General features: G+C 74.1%; 11 protein-coding genes and 1 pseudogene. 4 read left to right on the top strand and 8 right to left on the bottom strand.

What is annotated here, in order from left to right:
• The first annotated feature begins 16 nt into the window (after window positions 1-16).
• On the top strand, window positions 17-1,195 hold the full coding sequence (locus DQ384_RS27530; protein ID WP_181871452.1) for a hypothetical protein: 1,179 nt from the start codon (window positions 17-19) through the stop codon (window positions 1,193-1,195).
• Between the two features lie 3 nt (window positions 1,196-1,198).
• Window positions 1,199-1,801, top strand: coding sequence for a hypothetical protein (locus tag DQ384_RS27525; RefSeq protein ID WP_220183159.1), 603 nt, complete (start codon window positions 1,199-1,201; stop codon window positions 1,799-1,801).
• Between the two features lie 37 nt (window positions 1,802-1,838).
• Here the strand turns inward: DQ384_RS27525 and DQ384_RS27520 are convergent, their stop codons facing one another.
• The 5 genes from DQ384_RS27520 to DQ384_RS27505 all read right to left on the bottom strand — a co-directional run bounded on the left by DQ384_RS27520 (window position 1,839) and on the right by DQ384_RS27505 (window position 6,308).
• Window positions 1,839-2,093 carry a hypothetical protein gene (locus tag DQ384_RS27520; RefSeq protein ID WP_114031794.1) on the bottom strand — a complete coding sequence of 85 codons (255 nt, stop codon included), beginning with the start codon at window positions 2,091-2,093 and terminating at the stop codon, window positions 1,839-1,841.
• Window positions 2,094-2,177: 84 nt separating this feature from the next.
• Window positions 2,178-3,176, bottom strand: a complete 999-nt coding sequence (locus DQ384_RS27515) for a TolB family protein (protein ID WP_114031793.1) — start codon at window positions 3,174-3,176, stop codon at window positions 2,178-2,180.
• A 13-nt stretch (window positions 3,177-3,189) separates the two neighbouring features.
• A complete protein-coding gene (locus DQ384_RS41570; protein WP_181871451.1) occupies window positions 3,190-3,333 on the bottom strand; it encodes a hypothetical protein in 144 nt (47 codons plus the stop codon).
• A gap of 2 nt (window positions 3,334-3,335) precedes the next feature.
• Window positions 3,336-4,754, bottom strand: a complete 1,419-nt coding sequence (locus tag DQ384_RS27510) for a CBM96 family carbohydrate-binding protein (protein WP_114031792.1) — start codon at window positions 4,752-4,754, stop codon at window positions 3,336-3,338.
• A 189-nt stretch (window positions 4,755-4,943) separates the two neighbouring features.
• Entirely contained in the window at window positions 4,944-6,308 is a 1,365-nt protein-coding gene (locus tag DQ384_RS27505; RefSeq protein WP_114031791.1) for a lysine N(6)-hydroxylase/L-ornithine N(5)-oxygenase family protein, read from the bottom strand.
• Window positions 6,309-6,421: 113 nt separating this feature from the next.
• On the opposite strand from DQ384_RS27505, the gene DQ384_RS27500 reads away from it, so the two are divergent.
• Window positions 6,422-7,369 (top strand): methionyl-tRNA formyltransferase, encoded by a 948-nt coding sequence (locus DQ384_RS27500; RefSeq protein WP_114031790.1) that lies wholly within the window; start codon window positions 6,422-6,424, stop codon window positions 7,367-7,369.
• Between the two features lie 52 nt (window positions 7,370-7,421).
• Here the strand turns inward: DQ384_RS27500 and DQ384_RS27495 are convergent, their stop codons facing one another.
• The 3 genes from DQ384_RS27495 to DQ384_RS27485 are packed head-to-tail and all read right to left on the bottom strand — an operon-like array spanning window position 7,422 to window position 10,363.
• On the bottom strand, window positions 7,422-8,255 hold the full coding sequence (locus tag DQ384_RS27495; RefSeq protein WP_114031789.1) for an ABC transporter ATP-binding protein: 834 nt from the start codon (window positions 8,253-8,255) through the stop codon (window positions 7,422-7,424).
• Between the two features lie 4 nt (window positions 8,256-8,259).
• Complete coding sequence (locus DQ384_RS27490) at window positions 8,260-9,336, bottom strand: FecCD family ABC transporter permease (protein ID WP_114031788.1); 1,077 nt, start codon at window positions 9,334-9,336, stop codon at window positions 8,260-8,262.
• Window position 9,337: 1 nt separating this feature from the next.
• A complete protein-coding gene (locus tag DQ384_RS27485) occupies window positions 9,338-10,363 on the bottom strand; it encodes a FecCD family ABC transporter permease (RefSeq protein ID WP_181871450.1) in 1,026 nt (341 codons plus the stop codon).
• A 101-nt stretch (window positions 10,364-10,464) separates the two neighbouring features.
• On the opposite strand from DQ384_RS27485, the pseudogene DQ384_RS27480 reads away from it, so the two are divergent.
• A pseudogene (locus DQ384_RS27480) lies at window positions 10,465-23,145 on the top strand (amino acid adenylation domain-containing protein); the annotation flags it as partial.
• Window positions 23,146-23,148 lie beyond the last annotated feature (3 nt).

Here is a 23,148-nt window from a genome sequence, read left to right as displayed (position 1 = left end):
CAGAAAGGAGTACACAATGGACCATTCCATGGCCAACAGGCCGGCCTTCGCGTTGCCCACAGCGGACAAGGCCATCGATCAGGGGGTGACCCGGCCGTGGCTGCCCGCGGCCCTTGTCACCCTCGGCACCCTCTCGTCGCTGTTCGGCATCAGCTGGGACGTCCAATGGCACATCGACGTCGGCCCGGACACCTTCTTCACCCTGCCTCACCTGGTGCTCTACGCCGGCAGCGCGATCGCGGGCCTCACCAGCCTGGCCGTGGTGCTGATGACCACAGCCCGGCAGCGCGCCGGCCGGCTGATCGACCCGCTCGTGGGAGGACGGCACGTCCGCGTGCTCGGGGGCGCTTTCGCCGCACCTGTGGGCTATCTGGTCTCCGGTACCGGTGCGGCCATGTTCCTCCTCACCGGGCTGTGGGACATGTGGTGGCACACGCTCTACGGCTTCGACGCCACGCTCAGCTCGCCGCCGCACGTGTCGTTGTTCCTGTCGATCACGGTGACCATGGCCGGCTCCGTGATCGTCTACGGTGCGGCGCGGGAACAGCGCTGGGGCCGCATCGGCATGATCATCGCCATGCCGGTGATGGTGGCCTTCAGCATGATCACCCTGGCGCCGGTGAAGGATCTGCCCGGCGTGGTGAACCCGCAGACCATCGGGTCCGCCTTCCTGTCGCTGATGCTGCTGATCACCGCGGCGGCGTGCCTTCGCCGTCCCGGTGGGGCGCTGGCCATCGGTCTCGTGCTCGCCGCCATGCAGGGCGTGCTGTGGGTCTACTCGCCCTGGGCCGCGCACGTCTACGCCGGCTTCGTGGGACTGCCGCTGCGGGACTACGTCGAGCCCGTGCCCGCGTTCCCCTCCAAACTGCCGATGTTCCTGGTCCTCGCGGCCGCCTCGGTCGAACTCGTGTTGTGGCGGGCGCGGTCGCGGCGATGGCCGATGCGCTGGGCTCCCCTGGCCGCCGGCGCCTTGGGCGGCGCCGTGGTCGCCGTGTGCGCGCCGCTCCAAGACCTCGTGATGACCGGGCACGGCGGATTCGACATGCCCCCCCTCGTCGCCACCACCATCGGCAGCGCCGCCTTCGGCGTACTGGCCGGGTTCCTCGGCTGGCGCTTCGGCACCATGATGCGCGGTACCACGGCGACGCCGAACACGGCCGCGTCCACCACCCGTCCGCTCATCGAAGGGATCTGACCGATGCGACGTTTCGCCCGCTCGCGGAATCTGACCGCGGCCGCGCTGGTCGCCCTGGCCTTCGGCGGGTTCACCGCGTCCCCCGCCCTCGCCCACGCTCCGGTCACGCCCACCACGCCCCCCGGCACCACCTACGCTCCGGTGAACATCGTGCACACCGAGCGGGTCCAGGCCGGCCCCTATGGCGTGACCATCGGCTTCAGCGTGTGGCCGGTCCATGCCATGCAGTCCATGGACTTCAGCTTCATCCCCGACGGCGGCATCCAGGGCAAGTCCGGTCAACTCCACGTGGACGGCCCGAACATGCCAGCGGACGAACGCGTTCAACCGCTGGCACGCCATCCCCGGAAGCGGGGGGTGTGGGGCCTGGACACCACCGCGCTGCCGAGCCCGGGGCAGTGGCGCTTCGGCTTCGTCATCGACGGCCCCCAGGGACGTGGAGAGGGCTCACTGGCCACACCCTTCACGGCGTTGCAACAGCCCGGCCCGCCGCTCGCGCTGTCCTGGTCGATCACCACGATCCCGTTGCTGTTCCTGGTCGGTTTCATCGCGGTGGCCTGGCGGCGCATGCGCCCGGGTTCCGCCATGGAGCCGCTGACGGCATGACCGTCCTCCCGTCCACCGGGGTGCGACGTGGTCGTCCTCAGGACTGCGGCTGGGACACCTCGGTGGCGGGGTCGCCGTCCACGGCGGCGGCGAGTTGGGGGACGAGGCGGTCCAGGGTGTACGGCAGGCTCAGCACCGAGACGAACGACAGCGCGTTGCCGTAGTCGCCGCTCTCCTTGACCAACACCTCGCGGGCCTGCGTGACCACGTCCAGGTCGGCGTGCAGCTTGTCCTGGCGAAGCTCGGCCGGGCCCGTGGCCGGGTCGCCGACGATCCACACGATGGTCTTCACGTCGAGCAGGTCGGCGGGGGAGAGGTCGCGGATGGCGGACGCGGAGCCGTCCCGGGCCGGGGAGCGGCTCCGCGCCGGGCCGTCCTACCGGCTCGCCGGGCTCCCGGAGGGGGCGGGCGAGTTCGCGCCGGGGACCAGCAGGCGTGTGGTGCCCGAGCCGTCGGCAGGAACCGACCAGATGTTGTTGGTGCCGTCGCCGGTCTGGAGGGCGTAGGCGATCGTGTGGTCGTCCAGCCACGTCGGCTGGTCGTCCACGCTGCGCGTCTCGGCCAGAGGCGTCACGCGCCGCGACGTCAGGTCGAGGACGGACAGGCGCCAGCCCTTCTTCGGGTCGCCGCCGATGGCCGACTTGTACGCGATGTGGGTGCCGTCGGGGGACAGGGACGGGCACTCGACGTTGTCCCGCAGCGTCCGCACGGTGCCCGCCGCGAAGTCACCCTCGACCAGGTGGCGGCGCCCGCCGGTGGAGAGGGTCGCGTAGAAGCGGTTGTCGTCGGCGGCGAACGTGACTCCCCAGAAGTTGGCGTCCGGGTTCCGGTACGTCCGCCCGTCCAGGGTGATCGTGAACTCCTCCAGCGACTTCACCAGCCGTCCCGTGCGGGTGTCCAGGATCCCGGCCTGGGTCGAGAAGCCGGTCGTCGCGTAGGAGTGGCCGTCGATGAACAGCGTCCAGGCCACCATCCGCCCCGACGCCGACACGCGCAGCCGGTTCGGGAAGCCCCGCAGCGGGACGGACGCGCGCTCCTTCAGGGACGCGTCCATGACCGACAGCGAGGTCGCGCTGAGCGGGCCCGCCGGTTTCAGGCACGCGACCGTGCCGGCGGCGGCGTAGGCGCGGTCGCACGCCAGCGCGGTGACCTCGCGCGGCCCGCCCGGGTCGGCGCTGGAGACCGTCGACAGGCGGCCGTTGGTCAGCACCTGCAGGCGCGGGCCGTTCCCGACCGGGGCGGAGGGGACGGCCGCGAGCCTGTCCTTGGCCGCCTTCGCCGACCTGGCGGACGCGGCGTAGGCGACGGCGGCCCCGGCGAGCACCAGCGCGGCCAGGACGGTCACGAGGACACGGGCGCGCAGGCTGAGGGTCATCGCGACCTCCGGCTCAGGCTGAGAGGCATCGTGACCTCCGGGGCGAGGACGCGGCGAGCAGCAGGAAGAACACCGTGCCGAGCGCGAGCACGGCGCCGCCGACGGCCCTGATGGGGCCGCCGGCGGCACCGCTCCTGTCCAGAGTGGTCAGGTACACGGTCAGTGGCAGTTGGTGGTGCCGCTGTCGGTGAATGTCCGGCCCGACTGGGGCACGAACTGCCAGGTGTAGCTGCTCGCGTGCAGCGTTAGCTTCAGGACGCCGTAGGTGTCGCTGTTGCGGACCTCGCTGTTGGCCAGGATCGTGCCGAAGCTGTAGTGGCCCGCCCCGCCGGATCCGACCACGAAGTGACGGATGCCCCGCGTGGTGTCGAGCTGGTTGGACGGGTTGATCGGCGCGAACCGCTCGTACTGGTGGTTGTGGCCGGTCAGGATCAGGTCGGCGTTGTTGTCGTACAGGGCCTGCACGAGCGGCGCCACCGAGGTGTCCGGCGCGTGGTTGGCGCCGGAGGTGTAGCGCGGGTGGTGCCACATCGCCACGGTGCAGGGCCTGCCGCTGGTGGTGAGGTCCGAGCGCAGCCACCGCTCCTGCGCGGAGCCGGCGTTGCAGCCGCCGATGGCCGAGCAGTTGGAGTTCAGCACGACGACGTGCCAGTTCGTGCCGACGTTGTACGAGTAGTAGCCCTTGGTCGGGTCACCCGCGGAGGAGCCGAAGTAGCCGTAGTAGCCGGTCGCGCCCGAGGTGTTGTAGTCGTGGTTGCCCGCCACCGGCCTGGTCCGCGCCTTGTGACGGCCCCAGGTCGGGTTGTAGTAGGAGTTGAACTCCGAGGCGGTCCCGTTGGTGTAGACGTTGTCGCCGAGGGTGAACACCGTGCCCGGGATGTTGTCGAGCAGCGCCGCCGTGGCGGTGTCGCCCGACCCGGAGTCGGCGATGTCGCCCGCGCCGACCAGCACCGGGTCGCCGGACGGCGGGGGAGTGGTGACGGTCGGGGACGGGCTGGAGACGGTGCCGGTGGTCACCACGAGCTGCGGCGCGGTCGCGCTTCCGCTCTCGCGCGCGTCGAAGTCGGCGCCGTCGGTGGCGGTGGAGGTGACGCCGATGCTGTAGGTCCCGTTGCCCGTCACATAGGACGTCACGTCGACCTCGTACCAGGCGTTGCGGGCCACCGAGCCGAGCGTGCCGAGCGTGGCGCCGTCGATGGACGGCTGGGCGTTCCACGTGGTGCCGGTCTCCGACCACGTGGTGTTGCTCATCCGCCTGAACGTGCCGCCGCTCGGGCTCTCGGCGCCTGCCACGTCGTCGGTGTGGACGCGCAGCTTGGCGCTGGTGACCGTGCCGGACACACCGGACACGGTGAAGCGCAGGAACAGCCGCTTGACCGGCGAGTTGTCCACGCCGAGCTGGGCGGAGGTGCCGTAGTTGGTGCCGGTCGTGCTGTTGTCCACGTAGGTGTCGGCCACGGGGGTGAAGGTGGTCGTCGCCGCGTTGGCGACGCCACCCGACAGGGTCACGGCGGTGATCAGCGCCGCGCCGGCGGCGGCGGCCGCTGACACCGCCGTGAAGGCCTTGCGTCGGAACATGTGCGTGCTCCTCGTGCACGGGGGGTGGGGCCCCAGACGGTAGATCGTCCCGGGCTCGGCCCGATGAGCACGAGTGAATCACAGGGAGTCCGGCAAGTTAATGGAAAGATGACCGCTCGGCGATGGCGGCGATGGACGGCAGCGCGGTCTCGTCGCCCACGAGCAGCGTCCACGCCGCCGCGGGGTCGGTCACCCAGTGGACGCGGGTGCCGGCGAAGCCGACGCGGTCGCCGGGCGCCGCGCCGCGCGGCGGGCGAGGAGCGAGTCGCGGATCTCGCCCGCGCGGATCGCCGTGGTGGACAGCAGCGTCGAGGTGAGGCCGTGCGTGTGCTCGGTGCCGCCCTGCAGGTAGATGCCCGCGGTGACGGGGGAGCACAGCTCGACCCGGTGGTCGCGCCCGACGCGGACGCCGTCCTCCTCGTCGCGCAGGCAGAGCTTGGCCGTCTCGCCGAGCAGGCCGGAGATGTCGGGAGGGCGGTAGCCGGTGGCGTGGACGAGCACGTCCGCGGTGAGCACCTCCAGCTCACCCGTGGGCAGGTACTCGACGGCGACCTCCAGCCCGTCGTCCAGCGTGCGCACGTCGCGGATGCGGGAGACGTTCAGCATCCGCAGCCGCTCCCGGCCCCGCACCTTCTCGCGGTAGGTCGTGGCGTACAGCGCCTCGATGAGCTCCATGTCGACGACCGAGTAGTTGGTGCCGCGGTGGTAGTCGAACAGGGACCTCTTCACCTGCGGCGGGGAGTTGAAGAAGACGTCGATCGCTTCGGGGTCGAAGATCCGGTTGGCGAACGGGCTGTCGTCGGCCGGGGTGTACCCGTACTTGGCGAACACCGCGCAGACCTCGGCGCCGGTGAACGTGCGGTGCAGGTAGTCGACGGCCTCGGCGGCGCTCTGCCCCGCGCCGAGCACCAGGGCCCGCCGTACGGGGGTGCCCGCGGCGGCCAGCTCGGCGACGCGGGGGAGCAGCTCGCTGGTGTGGAAGACGCGGCCGGACGGCACGGCGCCCGGCGGCAGGTGGGGTTCCATGCCGACGGCCAGGCAGACGTTGCGGGCGCGGCGCACGACCGTCCGCGACGGGTCGCCGGGGACGCGGCCGCGCACGTCGAACCAGCGCACCTCGCCGTCCTCGGCCGTCACCGGCTCCACGGCGAGCACCTCGGCGTCGTAGTCGACCAGGTGGGACACCCGGGCGGCGGCCCACTCGAAGTAGTCGTGGAACTCCACGCGCAGCGGGAACAGGGTCTTCTGGTTGAGGAAGTCCACCAGCCTGCCGCGCTCACGCAGGTAGCACAGGAAGCTGAAGTCGCTCGACGGGTCGCGCATGGTGACGAGGTCCTTCAGGAAGGAGACCTGCATCGTCGCGTCGTCGATGAGCATGCCCCGGTGCCAGCCGAAGCGCGGCTGCCTCTCCAGGAACCCGGCCACCAGCCGGTCGGCGGCGGGGGCCTTGGCGTTGTGCTCCTCGACGGCTATGGCCAGCGCCAGGTTGGACGGTCCGAAACCGACGCCCAGGATGTCATAGACGAGGTCCGGCCCACTGCGCAGTGCTTTCACCGCGGCATCTCCTCCTATTTCCGGCTGCCACGTGCTAGATAAGGTTAGCCTTACCTTGCAATCATGAGGCAAGGCTAACCTAAGCTGTTCATGTGGTGGAGAGGGGATCGTCTATGCGGGTCGTCATGTTCGGCTACCAGACCTGGGGGCATCGCACCTTGCAGGCGCTGCTGGACTCCGGCCACGAGGTCGCCCTCGTCGTCACCCACCCCAGGAGCGACCACGTCTACGAGAGGATCTGGGACGACTCGGTCGCCGAGCTCGCCGCCAAGCACGACGTCCCCGTCCTGCTGCGCCGCCGCCCCGGCGACGCCGAACTGCTCCAGGCGCTCGGGGACGCCGCGCCCGACATCATCGTCGCCAACAACTGGCGTACCTGGCTGCCGCCGGAGATCTTCGACCTGCCCCCGCACGGCACGCTCAACGTCCACGACTCGCTGCTGCCCGCGTACGCGGGGTTCTCGCCGATCATCTGGGCGCTCATCAACGGCGAGAAGGAGGTCGGCGTCACCGCGCACCGGATGGACGCCGAGCTCGACGCCGGGGACATCGTGCTCCAGCGCGCCGTGCCCGTACGGCCCGGCGACACCGCGACCGACCTGTTCCACCGGACGGTCGACCTGATCGGCCCGGTCGTGCGCGAGTCGCTCGACCTCATCGCCACCGGGCGGGCGCGGTGGACGCCGCAGGACCGCGACCGGGCGAGCTTCTTCCACAAGCGGTCGGTCGAGGACAGCCGCATCGACTGGAACTGGCCGGCCGAGCACCTGGAGCGGCTGGTGCGCGCGCAGTCGGACCCCTATCCCAACGCGTTCACCTACCACGGCGGCGAGCGGATCCGGATCGTGTCCGCCGCCGTCTCCCGCGCCCGTTACGGCGGCACCCCCGGGCGGGTGTTCATCCGCGAGGACGACGGCGTGGTCATCGTCGCCGGCGCGGACGCCCGTACCGGACGGCGGCCGGGGCTGGTCGTCCGGCGGGTGCGCACCGACGACGGCGCGGAGTACCCCGCGCTGGAGTACTTCCGCGGCATGGGCGGCTACCTCACCGCGCACCCCTAGCCCCTCACCCCGGCGGCCCGGGGCGCGTGTCCCCGGGCCGCCGTCCAGGCCGTCACTCTGTCATCGCCGTGTCGCCGTCGTGGTGACGGCCCTTCGGGATGACCAGGGGCGTGCCGCTGACCGGGTCCGTCGCCACCTGGCAGCGCAGCCCGAAGACGTCCCGCACGGTCTCCTCGGTGATGACGCCCGCGGGCGCGCCCTCGGCGACGATCCGGCCGGACTTCATGGCGATCACGTGGTCGGCGTACCGGCACGCCTGGTTGAGGTCGTGCAGCACCATCACGACCGTCCGCCCCTCACGCCGGTTGAGGTCGGTCACCAGGTCCAGCACGTCGATCTGGTGGGCGAGGTCCAGGAACGTCGTCGGCTCGTCGAGCAGCAGCACCCGGGTGCCCTGCGCGACGGCCATTGCGATCCAGGCTCGCTGGCGCTGCCCGCCGGACAGCTCGTCCACCGGCCGGTCGGCCAGGGCCGTCATGCCGGTCGCGGCCAGCGCGTCCCGGACGGCCCGCTCGTCGGCCGCCGACCACTGCCGCCACCAGGTCTGGTGCGGCGAGCGGCCCCGCACGACCAGGTCGGCGACGGTCAGGCCCTCCGGGGCGACCGGGCCCTGCGGCAGGATGCCGAGCCGCTGGGCCAGCTCCCGCGTCGGGATCGACCCCAGCGCCCGGCCGTCCAGCCGCACCGTCCCCTGGACGGGCGCCAGCAGCCGGGCCAGCGCGCGCAGCAGCGTCGACTTGCCGCAGGCGTTCGCGCCGACGATCGCCGTAACGCGCCCCGGCGGGATCGCCACGTCCAGGTCCTCGACGACCGGACGGCCGCCGTACGCCAGGCGCAGGCCGCTCGCCCGGAGGTCCGGGTGGGGGGCCGGATGGGTGGTGGGCATGCGTTCAGCCTCCTGAGCCCGCGCGGTTGGCGCGGATGAGCAGCCAGAGCAGGACGGGCGCCCCGAGGACGCCCGTGACGACACCGACCGGGAGCTCGGTGCCGGAGATCAGCGTGCGGGCGGCCAGGTCCCCGGACAGGACCACCAGGGCCCCGGCCAGCGCCGACGCCACCAGGGGAGGGTGGGCGGCGCCGGCCAGCCGCTGGGCGATCTGCGGCGCGGCGAGCGCCACGAACGCGATCGGCCCCGCCGCCGCGGTGGCGAACGCCACCAGCCCGACGCCGGTCAGCATCAGCGCGAGCCGGACCGGCTGCACGCGGGTGCCGAGCGCGGCGGCGACGTCGTCCCCGAGCTGGAGCGTGCGCAGCAGGCGGCCGAGGACCAGCGCCGCGGGTACCAGCACCGCCACGGCGGCGGCGAGCGGCACCGCGTCCGCGGCCGACCGTCCGTTGAGGTTGCCCACCAGCCAGCCGAGCGCCGCCTGCGCCTGGAACCGCCCGCCCCTGGCCAGCAGGAAGTCGGTGGCGCTGGTGCAGATCCACGACAGGCCGATGCCGACCAGGACGATGCGGTACCCGGTCGTGCCGCGCCGCCACGCCAGCGCGTACACCAGCACGGCGGTGGCCAGCGCGCCGAGCAGCCCCAGCGCCTGCGCGCCCGGCCCGCCGTCCCAGCCGAGCACGATGCCCGCGACGACCGCCGTCCCCGCGCCCGCGGTGAGGCCGATCATGTCCGGGCTGGCCAGCGGGTTGCGCGTCATCGTCTGGAACAGCGCGCCGGAGACGGCGAGCGCGGCGCCCGCCAGCAGGCCGACCACCGCGCGCGGCAGCCGCAGCTCCCTCACCACCAGCAGCGTCCCCGGGTCGCCCTGGCCGGCCAGCGCCTTCATCACGTCCACCGGCCCGATCGGCACCTCGCCGATCGAGACGCCCCAGCAGAACACCAGGAAGGCGGCGGCCGTCAGCGCCGCGCACACCGCGACGAGGCGCGGACGCAGGACGCCGGAGACGGGCGGCACGGCGAGCCGGAAGTGGCGCCGCGCGAGGACGGAGGGTTTCCCGGTGCCGGAGGCGCGTGCCACGTCACACCTCCGCGAGCCGGCGCCGGCGCACCATGGCGATGAAGAACGGCCCGCCGATGAACGCGATGAGCACCCCGGCCTGGATCTCGACGGGACGCACGACGACCCGTCCCACGATGTCCGCGGCGAGCAGCAGGCACGGCGCGAGCAGCGCCGACAGCGGCAGCAGCCAGCGGTGGTCCGGCCCGACGCCCGCCCGCTGCGCGAGCACCCGCGCGGCGTGCGGGATGACCAGGCCGAGGAAGACGACCGGGCCGATGACCGAGACGGTGGCGCCGGTCAGCAGTGTGACCGCGGCCACGCCCTGGAGGCGCACCAGGCCGAGCCGTCGTCCGAGCGAGGCGGCCACGTCGTCGCCCAGGGCGAGGCTGTTCAGCGCGGGCGCGCACGCCAGCGCCAGCAGCGCGCCGGCGGCGACGAAGGGGAGCACGCGCAGCACCGTGGCGCCGGTCTGGTCGGCGAGCGAGCCGGCGTTCCAGAAGCGGTAGCGGTTCAGCGCGTCCGGGTTGGTCAGGACGACGGCGCTGGTCAGCGACGTGAGCAGCGAGGTCACCGCGATGCCGGCGAGGGCGAGCTTGACGGGCGTCAGCCCCGAGCGTCCCAGCCTGCCGAGGAAGAACACCAGGACGCCGGCGGCGAGCGCGCCGGCGAACGCGAACCAGACGTATCCGTACAGCGAGCCGAGCCCGAGCACCGCGACCGAGAAGACGATGGCGAAGGCCGCTCCCGCGCTGACGCCGAGCACGCCGGGATCGGCGAGCGGGTTGCGGGTCAGGGCCTGCATCAGCGCGCCGGCGAGCCCGAGGGCCGCTCCGGCGGCGAGCCCGAGCGCCGTGCGCGGCACGCGGACCGTCCAGACGATGTTCTCGACGAGGCGGCTGTCGGCGTGCCCGGACAGGGCGCGCAGCACCTGGTCGAGAGGCACGCCCCGGGCGCCGAGGGCGATCGAGAGCAGGCAGAGCACGAGCAGGACGGCGGCGAGCGACGCCAGAAGGAGCACGGGCCGAAGCCCTCCGGCGCGGGTCACCGAACTGTCTCCACTTACGACTTCCTTAGGTTAGGCGAACCTTATTTTCAGGCCGGAAACCATGCCCCCGGGGATGTAACTTAGGTAAACCTTACCTTAGTATGAGCGCCGATCACGGTCGGGGTCCGGCCGGTTTCGTCCACCTATGGGAGGGTTCGTCACCTGTGTTCGGCATCGAAGAAGCGACCGCGTACTGGAACCGGCGACTGTCCCCGCTCCCGCAGGAAGCCGCCCTGCCGCTCGACCGTCCGTACCCGCCGTCGCCCACCGGCCCCCGAGTGACGCACACCCGCACGCTCACCGCCCTCCGATCCGTGACCGCCCCCGAACCGGTGACCGCTGGCGAACCCGCGACGGCCCCCGCCCCTGAGACCACCCCCGCGACCGGCCCCGCGCGGACGGCCGCCACCGCGACCGAACCCGTGCTGCTCGCCGCGTACGTCGCGCTGCTGCACAGGTACGGCGGCTCCGGCGACATCACGGTCGGGTACGACGGGCTGCCCCTGCGCGTCACCCTCACCGGAGCCACGACCTTCGCCGAGCTGGTACGACACGTGGACGCCGTCCGCGCCGAGGCTCGCGCCCACCGCGTCCCGCTCACGACCCTCGCCACCACGCTGCGCCCGGATGCCATGCGCGGCGGCGGCCTCTTCTTCAACACCGCGTTCACCACCGCCTTCGACACCGCCTTCACCACCGCCTCCGACACGGCCGGCCGTTCCGACGAGGACCCGGAGCTGGATGTGGTGTTCGAGGTCGCCGGGGGTGAGGCGCGGCTGCGTTGCCGGCCCGAGCTGTTCGAGGCCGCGACCGCCGAGCGGATGCTCGCCCACTACGACGCCCTGCTCGCCGGCGGGCTGGCCCGGCCGGACACCCCCGTCGGCGACCTGGAGCCGCTCGCCCCCGAGGAGCGCCGCCGCATCCTCGTCGAGTGGAACGACACCGCCCACGACGTCCCCCCGCTGACCTGGCCGGAGATGTTCGCCGAGCAGGTGCGCCTGCGCCCCGGCTCCGTCGCCCTGGTCTTCGGGGACGCCCGCCTCACCTACGCGGAGCTGGACGAACGCGCCAACCGGCTCGCCCACGCGCTGATCGCGCGAGGCGCCGGGCCCGAGCGCGTGGTCGCCCTCGCCCTGCCCCGCTCGGCCGAGCTCATCGTCGCCGAGGTCGCCGTCCTGAAGTCGGGCGCGGCCTACCTGCCCGTCGACACCGACTATCCGGCCGAGCGCGTCGCCTACATGCTGGACGACGCCCGGCCCGCCTGCCTGGTCACCACCGCCGAGCCGGCCGCCGAGTTCCAGGACCTTCCCGAGGGCCTGGAGGTCGTGGTCCTTGACGCGCCCGCCACCGTCCGCGAGCTGACAGAACGTCCCCGCCGCGACCCGGGCGAGGCCGACCGGGGGCCGCTGTCGGCGCCGAACGCCGCCTACGTCATCTACACCTCCGGCTCCACCGGCCGTCCGAAGGGCGTCGTGCTGTCCCACGCCGGTGTGGCCAAGCTCGTGGCCACGCAGCGCGAGCGCTTCGGCGTCGGGCCGGACAGCCGCGTCCTGCAGTTCGCCTCGCCGAGCTTCGACGTCGCCTTCTGGGACCTGTGCCTGGGCCTGCTCTCCGGCGGACGCCTCGTCGTCGTCCCGTCCGAGCTGCGCGTGCCCGGCAGGCCGCTGGCCGACTACGCGCACGCCAACGGCGTCACCTTCATGATCCTGCCCCCGGCGCTGCTCGCCGCCATGCCCGACGACGCGGAGCTGCCGCCCGCCACCCTGCTCGCCGGCACCGAACGCGTCTCGCCCGAGCTCGTCGCCCGCTACGCGCGCGGCAGGCGGATGTTCAACGCGTACGGCCCCACGGAGGCGACCACCAACTCCACCCTGGGCCTGTGCGACCCGGCCACCCCGCCGGGGTCGACCGTCCCCATCGGCGTCCCCGACCCCGGCACCCGCGCCTACGTGCTGGACGCCCGCCTGCGTCCCGTCCCCGCCGGGGTCACCGGCGAGCTGTACCTCGGCGGGGCGGGGCTGGCGCGCGGCTACCTCGGACGGCCCGCGCTGACCGCCGAGCGGTTCGTCGCCGACCCCTTCGGCGCGCCCGGGGAGCGGCTCTACCGCACGGGGGACCTCGTCCGGTGGAGGCCCGACGGGCGGCTCGACTTCCTCGGGCGGGCCGACGCGCAGGTGAAGATCCGGGGCTTCCGCATCGAGCCCGGCGAGATCGAGTCCGTGCTGCGCGGGCACCCCGCCGTCGATCAGGCCGCGGTCGTGGTCCGCGAGGACCGGCCCGGCGACCGGCGGCTCGCCGCGTACGTCGTCCCGTCCCTGTCGCCCGAGGCGGGCCCCGGCGACGCCGGACGGGTGGAGGAGTGGAAGGACCTGCACGAACTGCTCTACGCGGCGGCGGGCTCCGACGGCTTCCTGGAGAACTTCGCGGGCTGGAACAGCATGTACGACGGGCTGCCGATCCCCGTCGAGCAGATGCGCGAGTGGCGGGACGCGACCGTCGCCGCGATCCGGGAGCTCGGGCCGCGCCGGGTGCTGGAGATCGGCGTCGGCAGCGGGCTCATCCTGTCGCGCGTCGCTCCCGGCTGCGAGGCGTACTGGGGCACCGACCTGTCGCGGGAGGCGGTCGAGGCGTTGCGCGCACAGGTCGGCGCGGTGCCCGAGCTGGCGGGACGGGTCGAGCTGCGCGCCCGGCCCGCCCACGACCTCACCGGTCTGCCGGTGGGCTACTTCGACACCATCGTCCTCAACTCGGTCGCCCAGTACTTCCCGAGCGCCGGCTATCTGACCGGCGTCCTGCGCCAGGCCGAGGCCCTGCTCGCCCCCGGAGGCGCGGTCTTCGTCGGTGACGTGCGCAATCTGCGGCTGCTGCGCTGCCTGCGCGCCGCCGTCGAGACCCGGCGCGGCGCCGGCGCCGGCGCCGGCGACAAGCAGGCCCTGCGCGCGGCCGTCGACCGGTCGGTGGCCTGGGAGGGCGAGCTGCTGCTCGACCCCGACTACTTCGCGACGCTCGCCGGCTTCGACGCCGACATCCGTGTCAAGCGGGGGACGTACCACAACGAACTGACCCGCTACCGGTACGACGCGGTCCTGCGCAGGCGGGCCACAGTGCTTGCCTCGGTGCCGGGCGCGGGCGCGGTCGCGGGCGTCGAGCCCGCTGACGGCGAGACTCAAGGCCGTATGGCGGGGATGCACGTCGAGGAGGTCCGGTGGGCCGGGCTCGGCGGCCTGGACGGGCTGGGCGCGCGGCTGGCGGGCCGTCCCGCGGGCCTCCGCGTCACCGGCGTGCCGAACGCCCGGCTCACCGACGACCTCGCCGGTCTCTACGCGGTCGAGGAGGACGGCGGCCCGGCCGTCCCCGACCCGGGCGCCGACCCCGAGGCCCTGCACGACCTGGGCGCCCGGCACGGCTACCACGTGGTGGTCACCTGGAACGGCCACGCGGACGACGGCGCACTCGACGTGGCCTTCACCCCCGTCGGCCGCTCGACGCGTCGCAGGCTCGCCGATCAGGACGACGCGTCCGGCGGGGAGCGCGCTGTCGCGGAGGTACCGGGAGGTCGCCCGCCCAGGGCGGACGGTGAGGTTGTCGCGGCGGGGGACGGCGAGGCGCGTTCCGGCGCGCCGGTTCGCGGGATCTACCGGACCGCCGGGGCGTTCCCGCACGCCAACCGGCCCGCGCCGTTCCGTGACGTCGCCGTCCTGATGAAGGGGCTGCGCGCGTACGCGGCCGAGTACCTCCCCGAGTACATGGTGCCGTCCGCGTTCGTCCCGCTCGCCCGTCTCCCGGTGACGCCGAGCGGCAAGCTGGACGCCGCCGCGCTGCCCGTGCCCGACCCCGCCGCCCTCAGCTCCGGCCGCGCCCCGCGCGATCCCCGCGAGAAGCTGCTGTGCGCGCTGTACGCCGAGGTGCTGGGCCTGCCGTCCGTCACCGTGGACGACGACTTCTTCGCCTTCGGCGGCGACAGCATCGTCGCCATCCGGTTGCTCGTCCGCGCCCGTGAGTCCGGCCTGCGGCTCACCGTCCGCGACGTCTTCCGCCACCGGACGGTCGCCGCCCTCGCCCCGGTGGTGAAGGAGCGTGACGGCGGATCCGATGACGGCCCGCGCGCGGGGGCGAGCGGGCCGGAGTCGGCAGAGGTGCCCGGCGGCGACGCGTTCTGGGGCGGGGAGGTTCTGGACGGCGACGGGATCTCGGTCGCGGAGGTGCCGGGCGGCGATCCGCTTGCGGTCGAGGAGGTGCTGCCGCTGGGCCCGCTCCAGGAGGGGTTCTTCTTCCACTCCCTGGTGGACGGCCCGGCGGGGGACGCGTACGTCGTCCAGCAGGCCATCGACCTGGAGGGCGCGGTGGACGCGGAGGCGCTGCGCCGCGCCGCCCAGCGCCTGCTGGACCGGCATGCCCCGCTGCGCGCCTTCTTCCGCAGGACGCCGGACGATCGGCCCGTCCAGCTCATCGCCGCGCGCCTGGAGCTGCCGTGGCGGGAGGTCGACCTGTCCACGCGGGACGCCGCCGACCGGCAGGCCCGGGCCGAGTCCCTCGCCGCCGAGGAGCGCGCCCGCGGGTTCGACCTGGCGCGCCCGCCGTTGCTGCGCTGCGCCCTGGTCAGAATGGGCTCCGGACGCGCCCGCCTGCTGCTCACGTTCCACCACATCGTCGCGGACGGCTGGTCCCTGCCGATCCTGCACCGCGAGCTGATGGCCTTCTACGCGCCCACCGCTTCCGGGCGCGACGCCCACGAGAGTACTGAACCCGGCGAAAAGCCCAAGACCATTACGAACTTCGCGAGCGGGACAGGCGTTTCCCCTAGCGGGGGCGTCGACGACGCCTCCGGCAGCGCGGGCGAGGCCGTGCGCGCCGGTCGTGGCTCCGCCCTATCGACCACGCCGGCTCCGTACCGCGAGTACCTGCGCCGCTTGGCGGGAGCGGACAGGGGCGCCGCCCGCGCTGCGTGGCGGGCGGCGCTGGCGGGTCTCGCCGAGCCCGCCCGGCTGGCCGGCACGGCACCGGATCCTGCGACGACCGGCGGTGCGGCGGCGAGTCCTGCGGCGGCGGCTCATGCGACGGTCCCTCTCGCGGCCGCGGGCGGTGTGGCGGCTGGTCCCGCGGCTTCGGGCGGTACGGCGGTGGCAGGTGTCGTGATGGGCGGGGCGCCCGCGCGGCCCGAGCAGGTGCGCGTCGAGTTGCCCGAGCGTCTCACCGCGCGCCTGACCTCCGTGGCGCGCGAGCGCGGGGTGACCCTCGGCACGATCGTCCAGACCGCGTGGGGACTGCTGCTCGGACGCCTGACCGGCCGCGAGGACGTCGTCTTCGGCACCACCGTCTCCGGCCGCGACGCCGAGGTGGACGGCATCGAGTCCATGGTGGGCCTGTTCATCAACACCCTGCCGACGCGCGTGAGGTGGCGGCCCGCCGACACCCTCGCCGACCTCCTGACGCGCTTCCAGGAGGAGCAGACCCGCCTGCTGGACCACCAGCACCTCGGGCTCGCCGAGATCCAGCGCGTCGCCGGGTTCGCGGGCGGCGGCGAGCTGTTCGACACCCTGGTCGTCGTCGAGAACTACCCGTCCGCCGCCGGTCTCACCGACGCCACCGGCACGGTGCGGATCACCGGCCACGAGTTCCACGACGCCGTCCACTACCCGCTCGCCCTGATCGTCAAGCCGGGCCGCCGCCTGGACCTGCGCCTCAAGCACCACGCCGAGAAGCTCGACCGGCGGACCGTCCAAAGCGTCGCCGACCGGCTGACCCGCATCCTCCAGACCATCGCCGAGGCCCCGGGACGGACGGCCGCACGCGTCGACCCGCCGTCGGGTGAGGATCTGGCGGCCTCCGTCCTGGCCGGGGACACCGTGGACGTCCGAGAGACCACGCTGGCCGCCGCCTTCGAGGCCCGGGTGACCAGGACCCCCGACGCCACGGCGGTCGTCCACGAAGGCGAGACCCTGACCTACCGCGAGCTGGACGCCCGCGCCGAGACCCTGGCCGCCCGCCTGCGCGCGTCCGGCGCCGGGCGGATCGTCGCCGTCGCCGTGCCGCGCTCGGCGGAGCTGATGGTCGCCCTGCTCGGCGTCCTGAAGTCCGGTGCCGCCTACCTGCCCGTGGACCTGGACTACCCGGCCGACCGCATCGCGTACATGCTCACCGACTCCGGCGCGAGCACGGTCGTCACCACCCCCGCGTCCGCGCCCCGCCTCCCCGCCACCGGCGCACTCACCCTCTTCCTCCCCGACACTCCCGCCGGCCGCGACGAGACCGTTTCCACTCCGGTGGCGACGCGGGCCGAGCCGCCGGACGCCCCGGACACGGGTGCCCTGGAGGGCCGGGACGTGGGGCCGGACGACGCCGCGTACCTCATCTACACCTCCGGCTCGACCGGCCGGCCCAAGGGGGTCGTCGTCACGCACCGGGCCATCGTCAACCGGCTCGCCTGGATGCAGGGCGAGTACGGGCTGCGCGCCGGCGACCGGGTGCTGCAGAAGACGCCGTCCAGCTTCGACGTCAGCGTCTGGGAGTTCTTCTGGGCGCTGTGCGAAGGGGCCGCGGTCGTGCTGGCGCGCCCCGACGGGCATCGCGACCCCGCCTACCTGGCCGGTCTGATCCGCGAGCGGCGCGTCACGACCATGCACTTCGTGCCGTCGATGCTCGAAGCCTTCCTCGCGGCGGGCGAGATCACCGCCGACCCGTCGTGGGCCGCGTCGCTGCGCCGCGTCTTCAGCAGCGGGGAGGCGCTGCCCGGCGCCGCGGCCGCGCGCTGGCACGGGCTCACCGGTGTGCCACTGCACAACCTCTACGGGCCCACCGAGGCGGCGGTCGACGTCACCTACCACCCGTGCGACGGCTCGGCCGGCACCACCGTGCCGATCGGCCGCCCGGTCTGGAACACCGGCCTGCGCATCCTGGACGCCTGCCTGCGTCCCGCGCCGCCCGGCGTGCCCGGCGAGCTGTACCTGACCGGCGTCCAGCTCGCCCGGGGCTACCACGCGCGGCCGGGCCTGACCGCCGAGCGGTTCGTCGCCGACCCGTACGGCGAGCCGGGCGCGCGCATGTACCGCACCGGCGATCTGGTCCGCCGCCGCGAGGACGGCGCCGTCGAGTACCTCGGCCGCACCGACCGGCAGGTCAAGCTGCGCGGCATCCGCGTCGAGCCCGGCGAGATCGAGGCGGCCCTGACCGCGCTGCCCGCCGTCGCCCAGGCGGCCGTGGCCGTCCGAGGGACGACGCTCGCCGCCTACGTCGTCCCCGCGCTCCGGGACGCGGGCGCGGTCCGTGCGGAGGCCGGCACGGACGCGGCGCGCGTGGCCTTCGACACGGACGCGGTGCGGACGGCGCTCGCCGAAACGCTGCCCGCGTCCATGGTGCCCGGGGCGTACGTCGTGCTGGACGCGCTGCCGTTGACGCCGAGCGGCAAGCTCGACCGGGACGCGCTGCCCGCTCCCGACGTCGTGCGGGCCGAGGCGCGGGCGCCACGTGACGAGCGCGAGCGCGTCCTCACCGAGATCTTCGCCGCGGTGCTGCGCATCGACGGCGCCGGTCCCGACGACGACTTCTTCATGCTCGGCGGCGACAGCATCAGCTCGATCGGCGTGTCCAGCCGCGCCCGCCGCGCCGGCCTGGAGCTGGACCCGCGCGACGTCTTCGAGCACCGCACCCCCGCCGCGCTCGCGCTCGCGGCCGCGGCCAGGTCCGGCACGGCGACGGCGAGGACCGGCGCGGGGCCGGCCCTCGACCTGACAGAGGAGGAGACCGCCCGCGTCCACCGGCTCGGCGGCCCGGTGGAGGACATCTGGCCGCTGGCGCCGCTTCAGGAGGGTCTGTTCTTCCACTCGACCTACGACCAGGGCGTCCTCGACGTCTACACCGTCCACGAGTCATTCGACGTCGCCGCCGGGCTCGACGCGGGACGGCTGCGCGCCGCCGTCCGGGTGCTGATGGCCCAAAACCCGAGCCTGCGCGCGGGCTTCACCAGCGACGGCCTGCGCCGCCCGGTGCAGTTCGTCGCGGCCGGCCCGGAGGTCCCACTGGAGGTGGCGGACCTATCCGGGCTGCCCGAGCCCGAGCGGGACGCGCGGCTGCGCGCGCTGATGGACGAGGAGCGGACCCGCGGGTTCGACCTGGCCAGGCCGCCGCTGTTCCGCATGCTGCTGATCCGGCTCGGCGAGGGGCGCGGCGACCGGCTCGTCATCGGCCGTCACCTGCTGCTGTGGGACGGCTGGTCCGCCTGGGTGTTCCTCGGCCGGCTGTTCGCCCTGTACGAGTCGGGCGGCGACGCGCGCGACCTCCCGCGCCCAGGCTCCTACCGGGACTACCTGACCTGGCTGGAGTCCCAGGACGCCGGGATGGCGACGCGCGCCTGGCGTGACGCGCTCACGGGCCTGGAGGAGCCCACGCTGATCGCCGGGCACGCCGCCCAGGACCTGGAGCCCGTCATCCCGGAGAGCCTGGACGACGAGCTGCCCGCCGCCCTGGGCGAGCGGCTGCGCGACCTCGCCCGGAGCAACGGCCTGACCCTCTACACGCTGCTCACCACCGCCTGGGGGCTCACGCTCGCCGCCGCGACCGGCCGCGCCGACGTCGTCTTCGGCACGACGGTCGCCGGGCGGCCGAGCGAGGTGCCGGACGTCGAGAACGTGATCGGCATGTTCCTCAACACGGTGCCCGCCCGCATCGCCTTCGACCCCGCCGAACCCGTGCTGGGCCTGCTGCGCCGCGTCCAGCGCGAGCGCCTGGACCTGATGCCGTACGAGTACGTGGGCCTGGGCGTGCTGCAGGCCGAGAGCGGGCACCGGCGGCTGTTCGACACCCTCTTCGTCCTGCGCGACACCGACACCGACGACCGCCTCGCCGAGCTGTCCGCCCGCCACGGCGTCACGGCCGTGGCCAACGTGGACGCGACCCACTACCCCGTGACCCTCATCGTCACCCCCGGCAGGCGGGTGCGGGTCACGCTCGCCCACCGGCCCGACCTCGTCGGCGGCCCCGAGGCCCGCACGCTGCTGGACCGCTTCACCGCCCTCCTCGGACGGCTCGCGGACGACCTCGCCGCGCCGGCCGGCCGCCTCGACCCGCTGCTGCCGGCGGAACGCGCCGCGCTGGCGCGCGAGGACGCCGCGAGCCGGGTGCCCGTCCCCGACGAGACCATCTCCGACCTGCTCGCCGCCCAGGCCGCGCGCACCCCCGAGGCGACCGCCCTGGTCTTCGGTGGCCTGACCGTCACCTACGCCGAGCTGGACGCCCGCGTCAACCGGCTCGCGCGGCTGCTGATCGCGCGCGGCGCGGCCCCGGAGAAGGTCGTCGCGCTGGGACTGCCGCGTTCGATCGAGATGGTGGCCGCGCTGTTCGCCGTCCTGCGGACCGGCGCCGCCTACCTGCCCCTGGAACTCGACCACCCCGCCGACCGGCTGGTGGCGACGCTCGCCGACGCCCGTCCCGCGCTGATGCTGTGCACCTCGGCCGTCTCGGCGCGGCTGGACGGCGGCGTCCCGGGCGACCGGCGCGTCATGCTCGACGACCCGGTGGTGGCCGGGGCGCTCGCCGCGCTGCCCGCCGGGCCGGTCACCGGCGCCGACCGTCCCGCCTTCAGCCTGGACCACCCGGCGTACGTCATCTACACCTCCGGGTCCACCGGGCGGCCGAAGGGCGTCGTCACGCCGTACCGGGGCCTGACCAACATGCGCCTCAACCACCAGAAGGAGATCTTCGCCCCGGCCGTCGCCTCCGCCGGGGGACGACGGCTGCGCGTCGCGCACACGGTGTCCTTCGCCTTCGACATGTCCTGGGAGGAGCTGCTCTGGCTGGTCGAGGGCCACGAGGTGCACGTGTGCGACGAGGAGCTGCGGCGCGACGCGCGGGCGCTGGTCGCCTACTGCGAGGCCCACCGCGTGGACGTCGTCAACGTCACCCCCACCTACGCCCACCTGCTGATCGAGGAGGGCCTGCTCGAAGGGCACCGCCCGCCGCTCGTGCTGCTCGGCGGGGAGGCGGTGTCGGAGACGGTGTGGAACCGGCTGCGCGACACCGAGGGCACCTACGGGTACAACCTGTACGGCCCCACCGAGTACACGATCAACACCCTCGGCGGCGGCACGGGCGACAGCGCGACCCCCACCGTCGGCCGTCCCATCCGCGCCACCCGCGTCCGCGTCCTGGACCCGTGGCTGCGGCCCGTCCCGGACGGCGTTCCCGGCGAGCTGTACATCGCGGGCGTCGGCCTGGCCCGCGGCTACCTCGACCGGCCCGGCCTCACCGCGGGGCGGTTCGTCGCCGACCCCTTCGGCCGGCCGGGCGAGCGCATGTACCGAACCGGCGACCTGGTGCGGCGCCGCGCCGACGGCAACCTGGACTTCCTCGGCCGCACGGACGACCAGGTCAAGATCCGCGGGTACCGGGTCGAGCCCGGCGAGGTCGAGTCCGCGCTGGCCCGCCACCCCGAGGTGGCGGCGGCCGCCGTCGTCGCCCGCGACGACCCGTCGGCTCCCGGCACCCGCCGCCTCGTCGGGTACGTGGTGCCCGCCGAGCCGACCGGTGCGGCGCGGGAGTCCGCGGAGCGGGAGCAGATCGGCGAATGGCGGGACGTCTACTCCGACGAGTACGAGCGCATCGGCACCGCCGTCCTCACCGAGGACTTCGCGGGCTGGGACAGCAGCTACGACGGGCGGCCGATCCCGCTGGAGAACATGCGCGAGTGGCGCGAGCGGACCGTCGACCGCATCCGCGAGCTGCGCCCGCGCCGCGTCCTGGAGATCGGCGTCGGCTCCGGGCTGCTGCTGTCGCGCCTGGCCCCGGACGCGGAGGCGTACTGGGCGACCGACTTCGCCGCCCCCGTGATCCGCAAGCTCCGCCGGGACCTGCCGCACGCCCCGGAGCCGGCCGCCAGGGTCGAGCTGCGCTGCCAGGCCGCCCACGACACCACCGGGCTCCCCGAGGGGTACTTCGACACGATCGTCGTCAACTCGGTCGTCCAGTACTTCCCGAGCGCCGGCCACCTCGCCCAGGTGATCCACGGGGCCATGCGCCTGCTGGCCCCCGGCGGCGCCCTGTTCATCGGCGACGTACGCGACCTCAGAACGGCCCGCGCCTTCCACACCGCCATCCACCTCACCCGAGCCGGCCACGGCGCCGCCGACCTCACCCGCACCGGCGCCGGCCCCGTCCCGCTCGGCGACGCCGACCCCGAGGCCGTGCGCCGGGCCGTGGACCGTAGCCTCGCGCTGGAGAAGGAACTGCTGGTCCACCCCGACTTCTTCACCACGCTCGGCTACGGCGTCGACCTGCGCACCAAGCGCGGCCACCACCACGACGAACTCACCCGCCACCGCTACGACGTCGTCCTCTACAAGCACGCCCCGGACGTCCACCTCGCCGGCGAGCCGACCCTGCGATGGCCTTCAGCCCACACCGGCGACTCCATGGCCAAGCCGACGGCCGAGGAAGAAAGCACCTCGAACCCGACCGAGCTTGACCGTTATCTGCGGGAGCACCGGCCCGAGCGGGTGCGGGTGACCGGTGTGCCCGACGCGCGGGCCGCGTCCGAGCGGGGCTCGGCCCTTCTCGGGGGAGTGGAGCCCGAGGCGCTGCACGCGCTCGCGGCCGAGCACGGATACCGGCTGCTCACCACCCCCTCCGCCGAGCCGGGCCACTTCGACGCGGTCTTCCTGCGCGGCGACTTCCGGGTGACCGGCGGCCTCTATCGACCGGCTCCGCTCGCAGGCGATCACGGGCGTCCCGGCGACGAACCTCGTCCACCACGCGCGGACGGCCCCGGCGGCGGCGCGCAGCCGTACGCCAACGCCCCGGCGGCGGCGCGCGACGCGGGCCACTTCGCCCGGCGCGTGCGCGAGGACCTGCGCGGGCTGCTGCCCGACTACATGGTCCCGGCCGCGCTGGTCGTCATGGACCGGCTGCCGATGAACGACAACGGCAAGCTCGACGTCCGCGCCCTGCCCGACGCCGAGCCGCGCGCCGCCACGGGCGGGCGCGAGCCGGGCACCCCCGAGGAGGTGGTGCTCTGCCGCCTGTTCGCGGAGCTGCTCGGACTGCCCGAGGCCGGCGCGGACGACGACTTCTTCGACCTCGGCGGCCACTCGCTGCTCGCCACCCGGCTCGTCAGCCGCGCCCGTACCGAGTTGGGCGCGGAACTGGCCATCCGCGACCTGTTCGAGGCCCCGACCCCGGCTCTGCTGGCCGCGCGGGCCGGTGCGGGACGGCCCGCCCGTCCCCCCGTCGCGCCCGTGGCCGACCGTCCCGAGCGCGTTCCCCTGTCCCCGGCGCAGCGCCGCCTGTGGCTCGCCGACCGGCTGAGCGGCGGCGACGCCTACCACTTCCCGCTGGTCTTCCGGCTGCGCGGAGCCCTGGACACCGACTCCCTGCGCCAGGCGCTGCGCGACGTGGTGGCCCGCCACGAGTCCCTCCGGACCCGCTTCCCCCGGCTCGCCATATCCGCGACGCCGTCCGTCTCCCCGACGTCCGCCGCGTCCTCCGGCCCCTTCTCTCCTCAGGAGGGCGAGGCGCGCTTCGAGGTCGTCGTGCACGAGGGCGAGCCGTACCAGCTCGTCGTCCCCGTGGAGGAGGCCGAGCCGGAGTTCGCCGTCGTGGACTGCCCGGCGGGGGAACTGGACGACCGGGTCGCCGCCGCCGTGGCGCGGCCGTTCGACCTCGCCACCGGGCTGCCGGTGCGCGCCGAGGTGTTCCGGGTCGCGCCGGACGACCATGTCGTGGCCATCGTGCTGCACCACATCACCACCGACGAGTGGTCCGACCGCCCCTTCCTCGCCGACCTCGCCACCGCTTAC

The organism is Sphaerisporangium album (assembly GCF_003323745.1).
Lineage (GTDB): Bacteria > Actinomycetota > Actinomycetes > Streptosporangiales > Streptosporangiaceae > Sphaerisporangium > Sphaerisporangium album.
The sequence above is the reverse complement of the archived record's forward strand: the minus strand, read 5'-3'. Positions and strand labels throughout refer to the sequence as shown.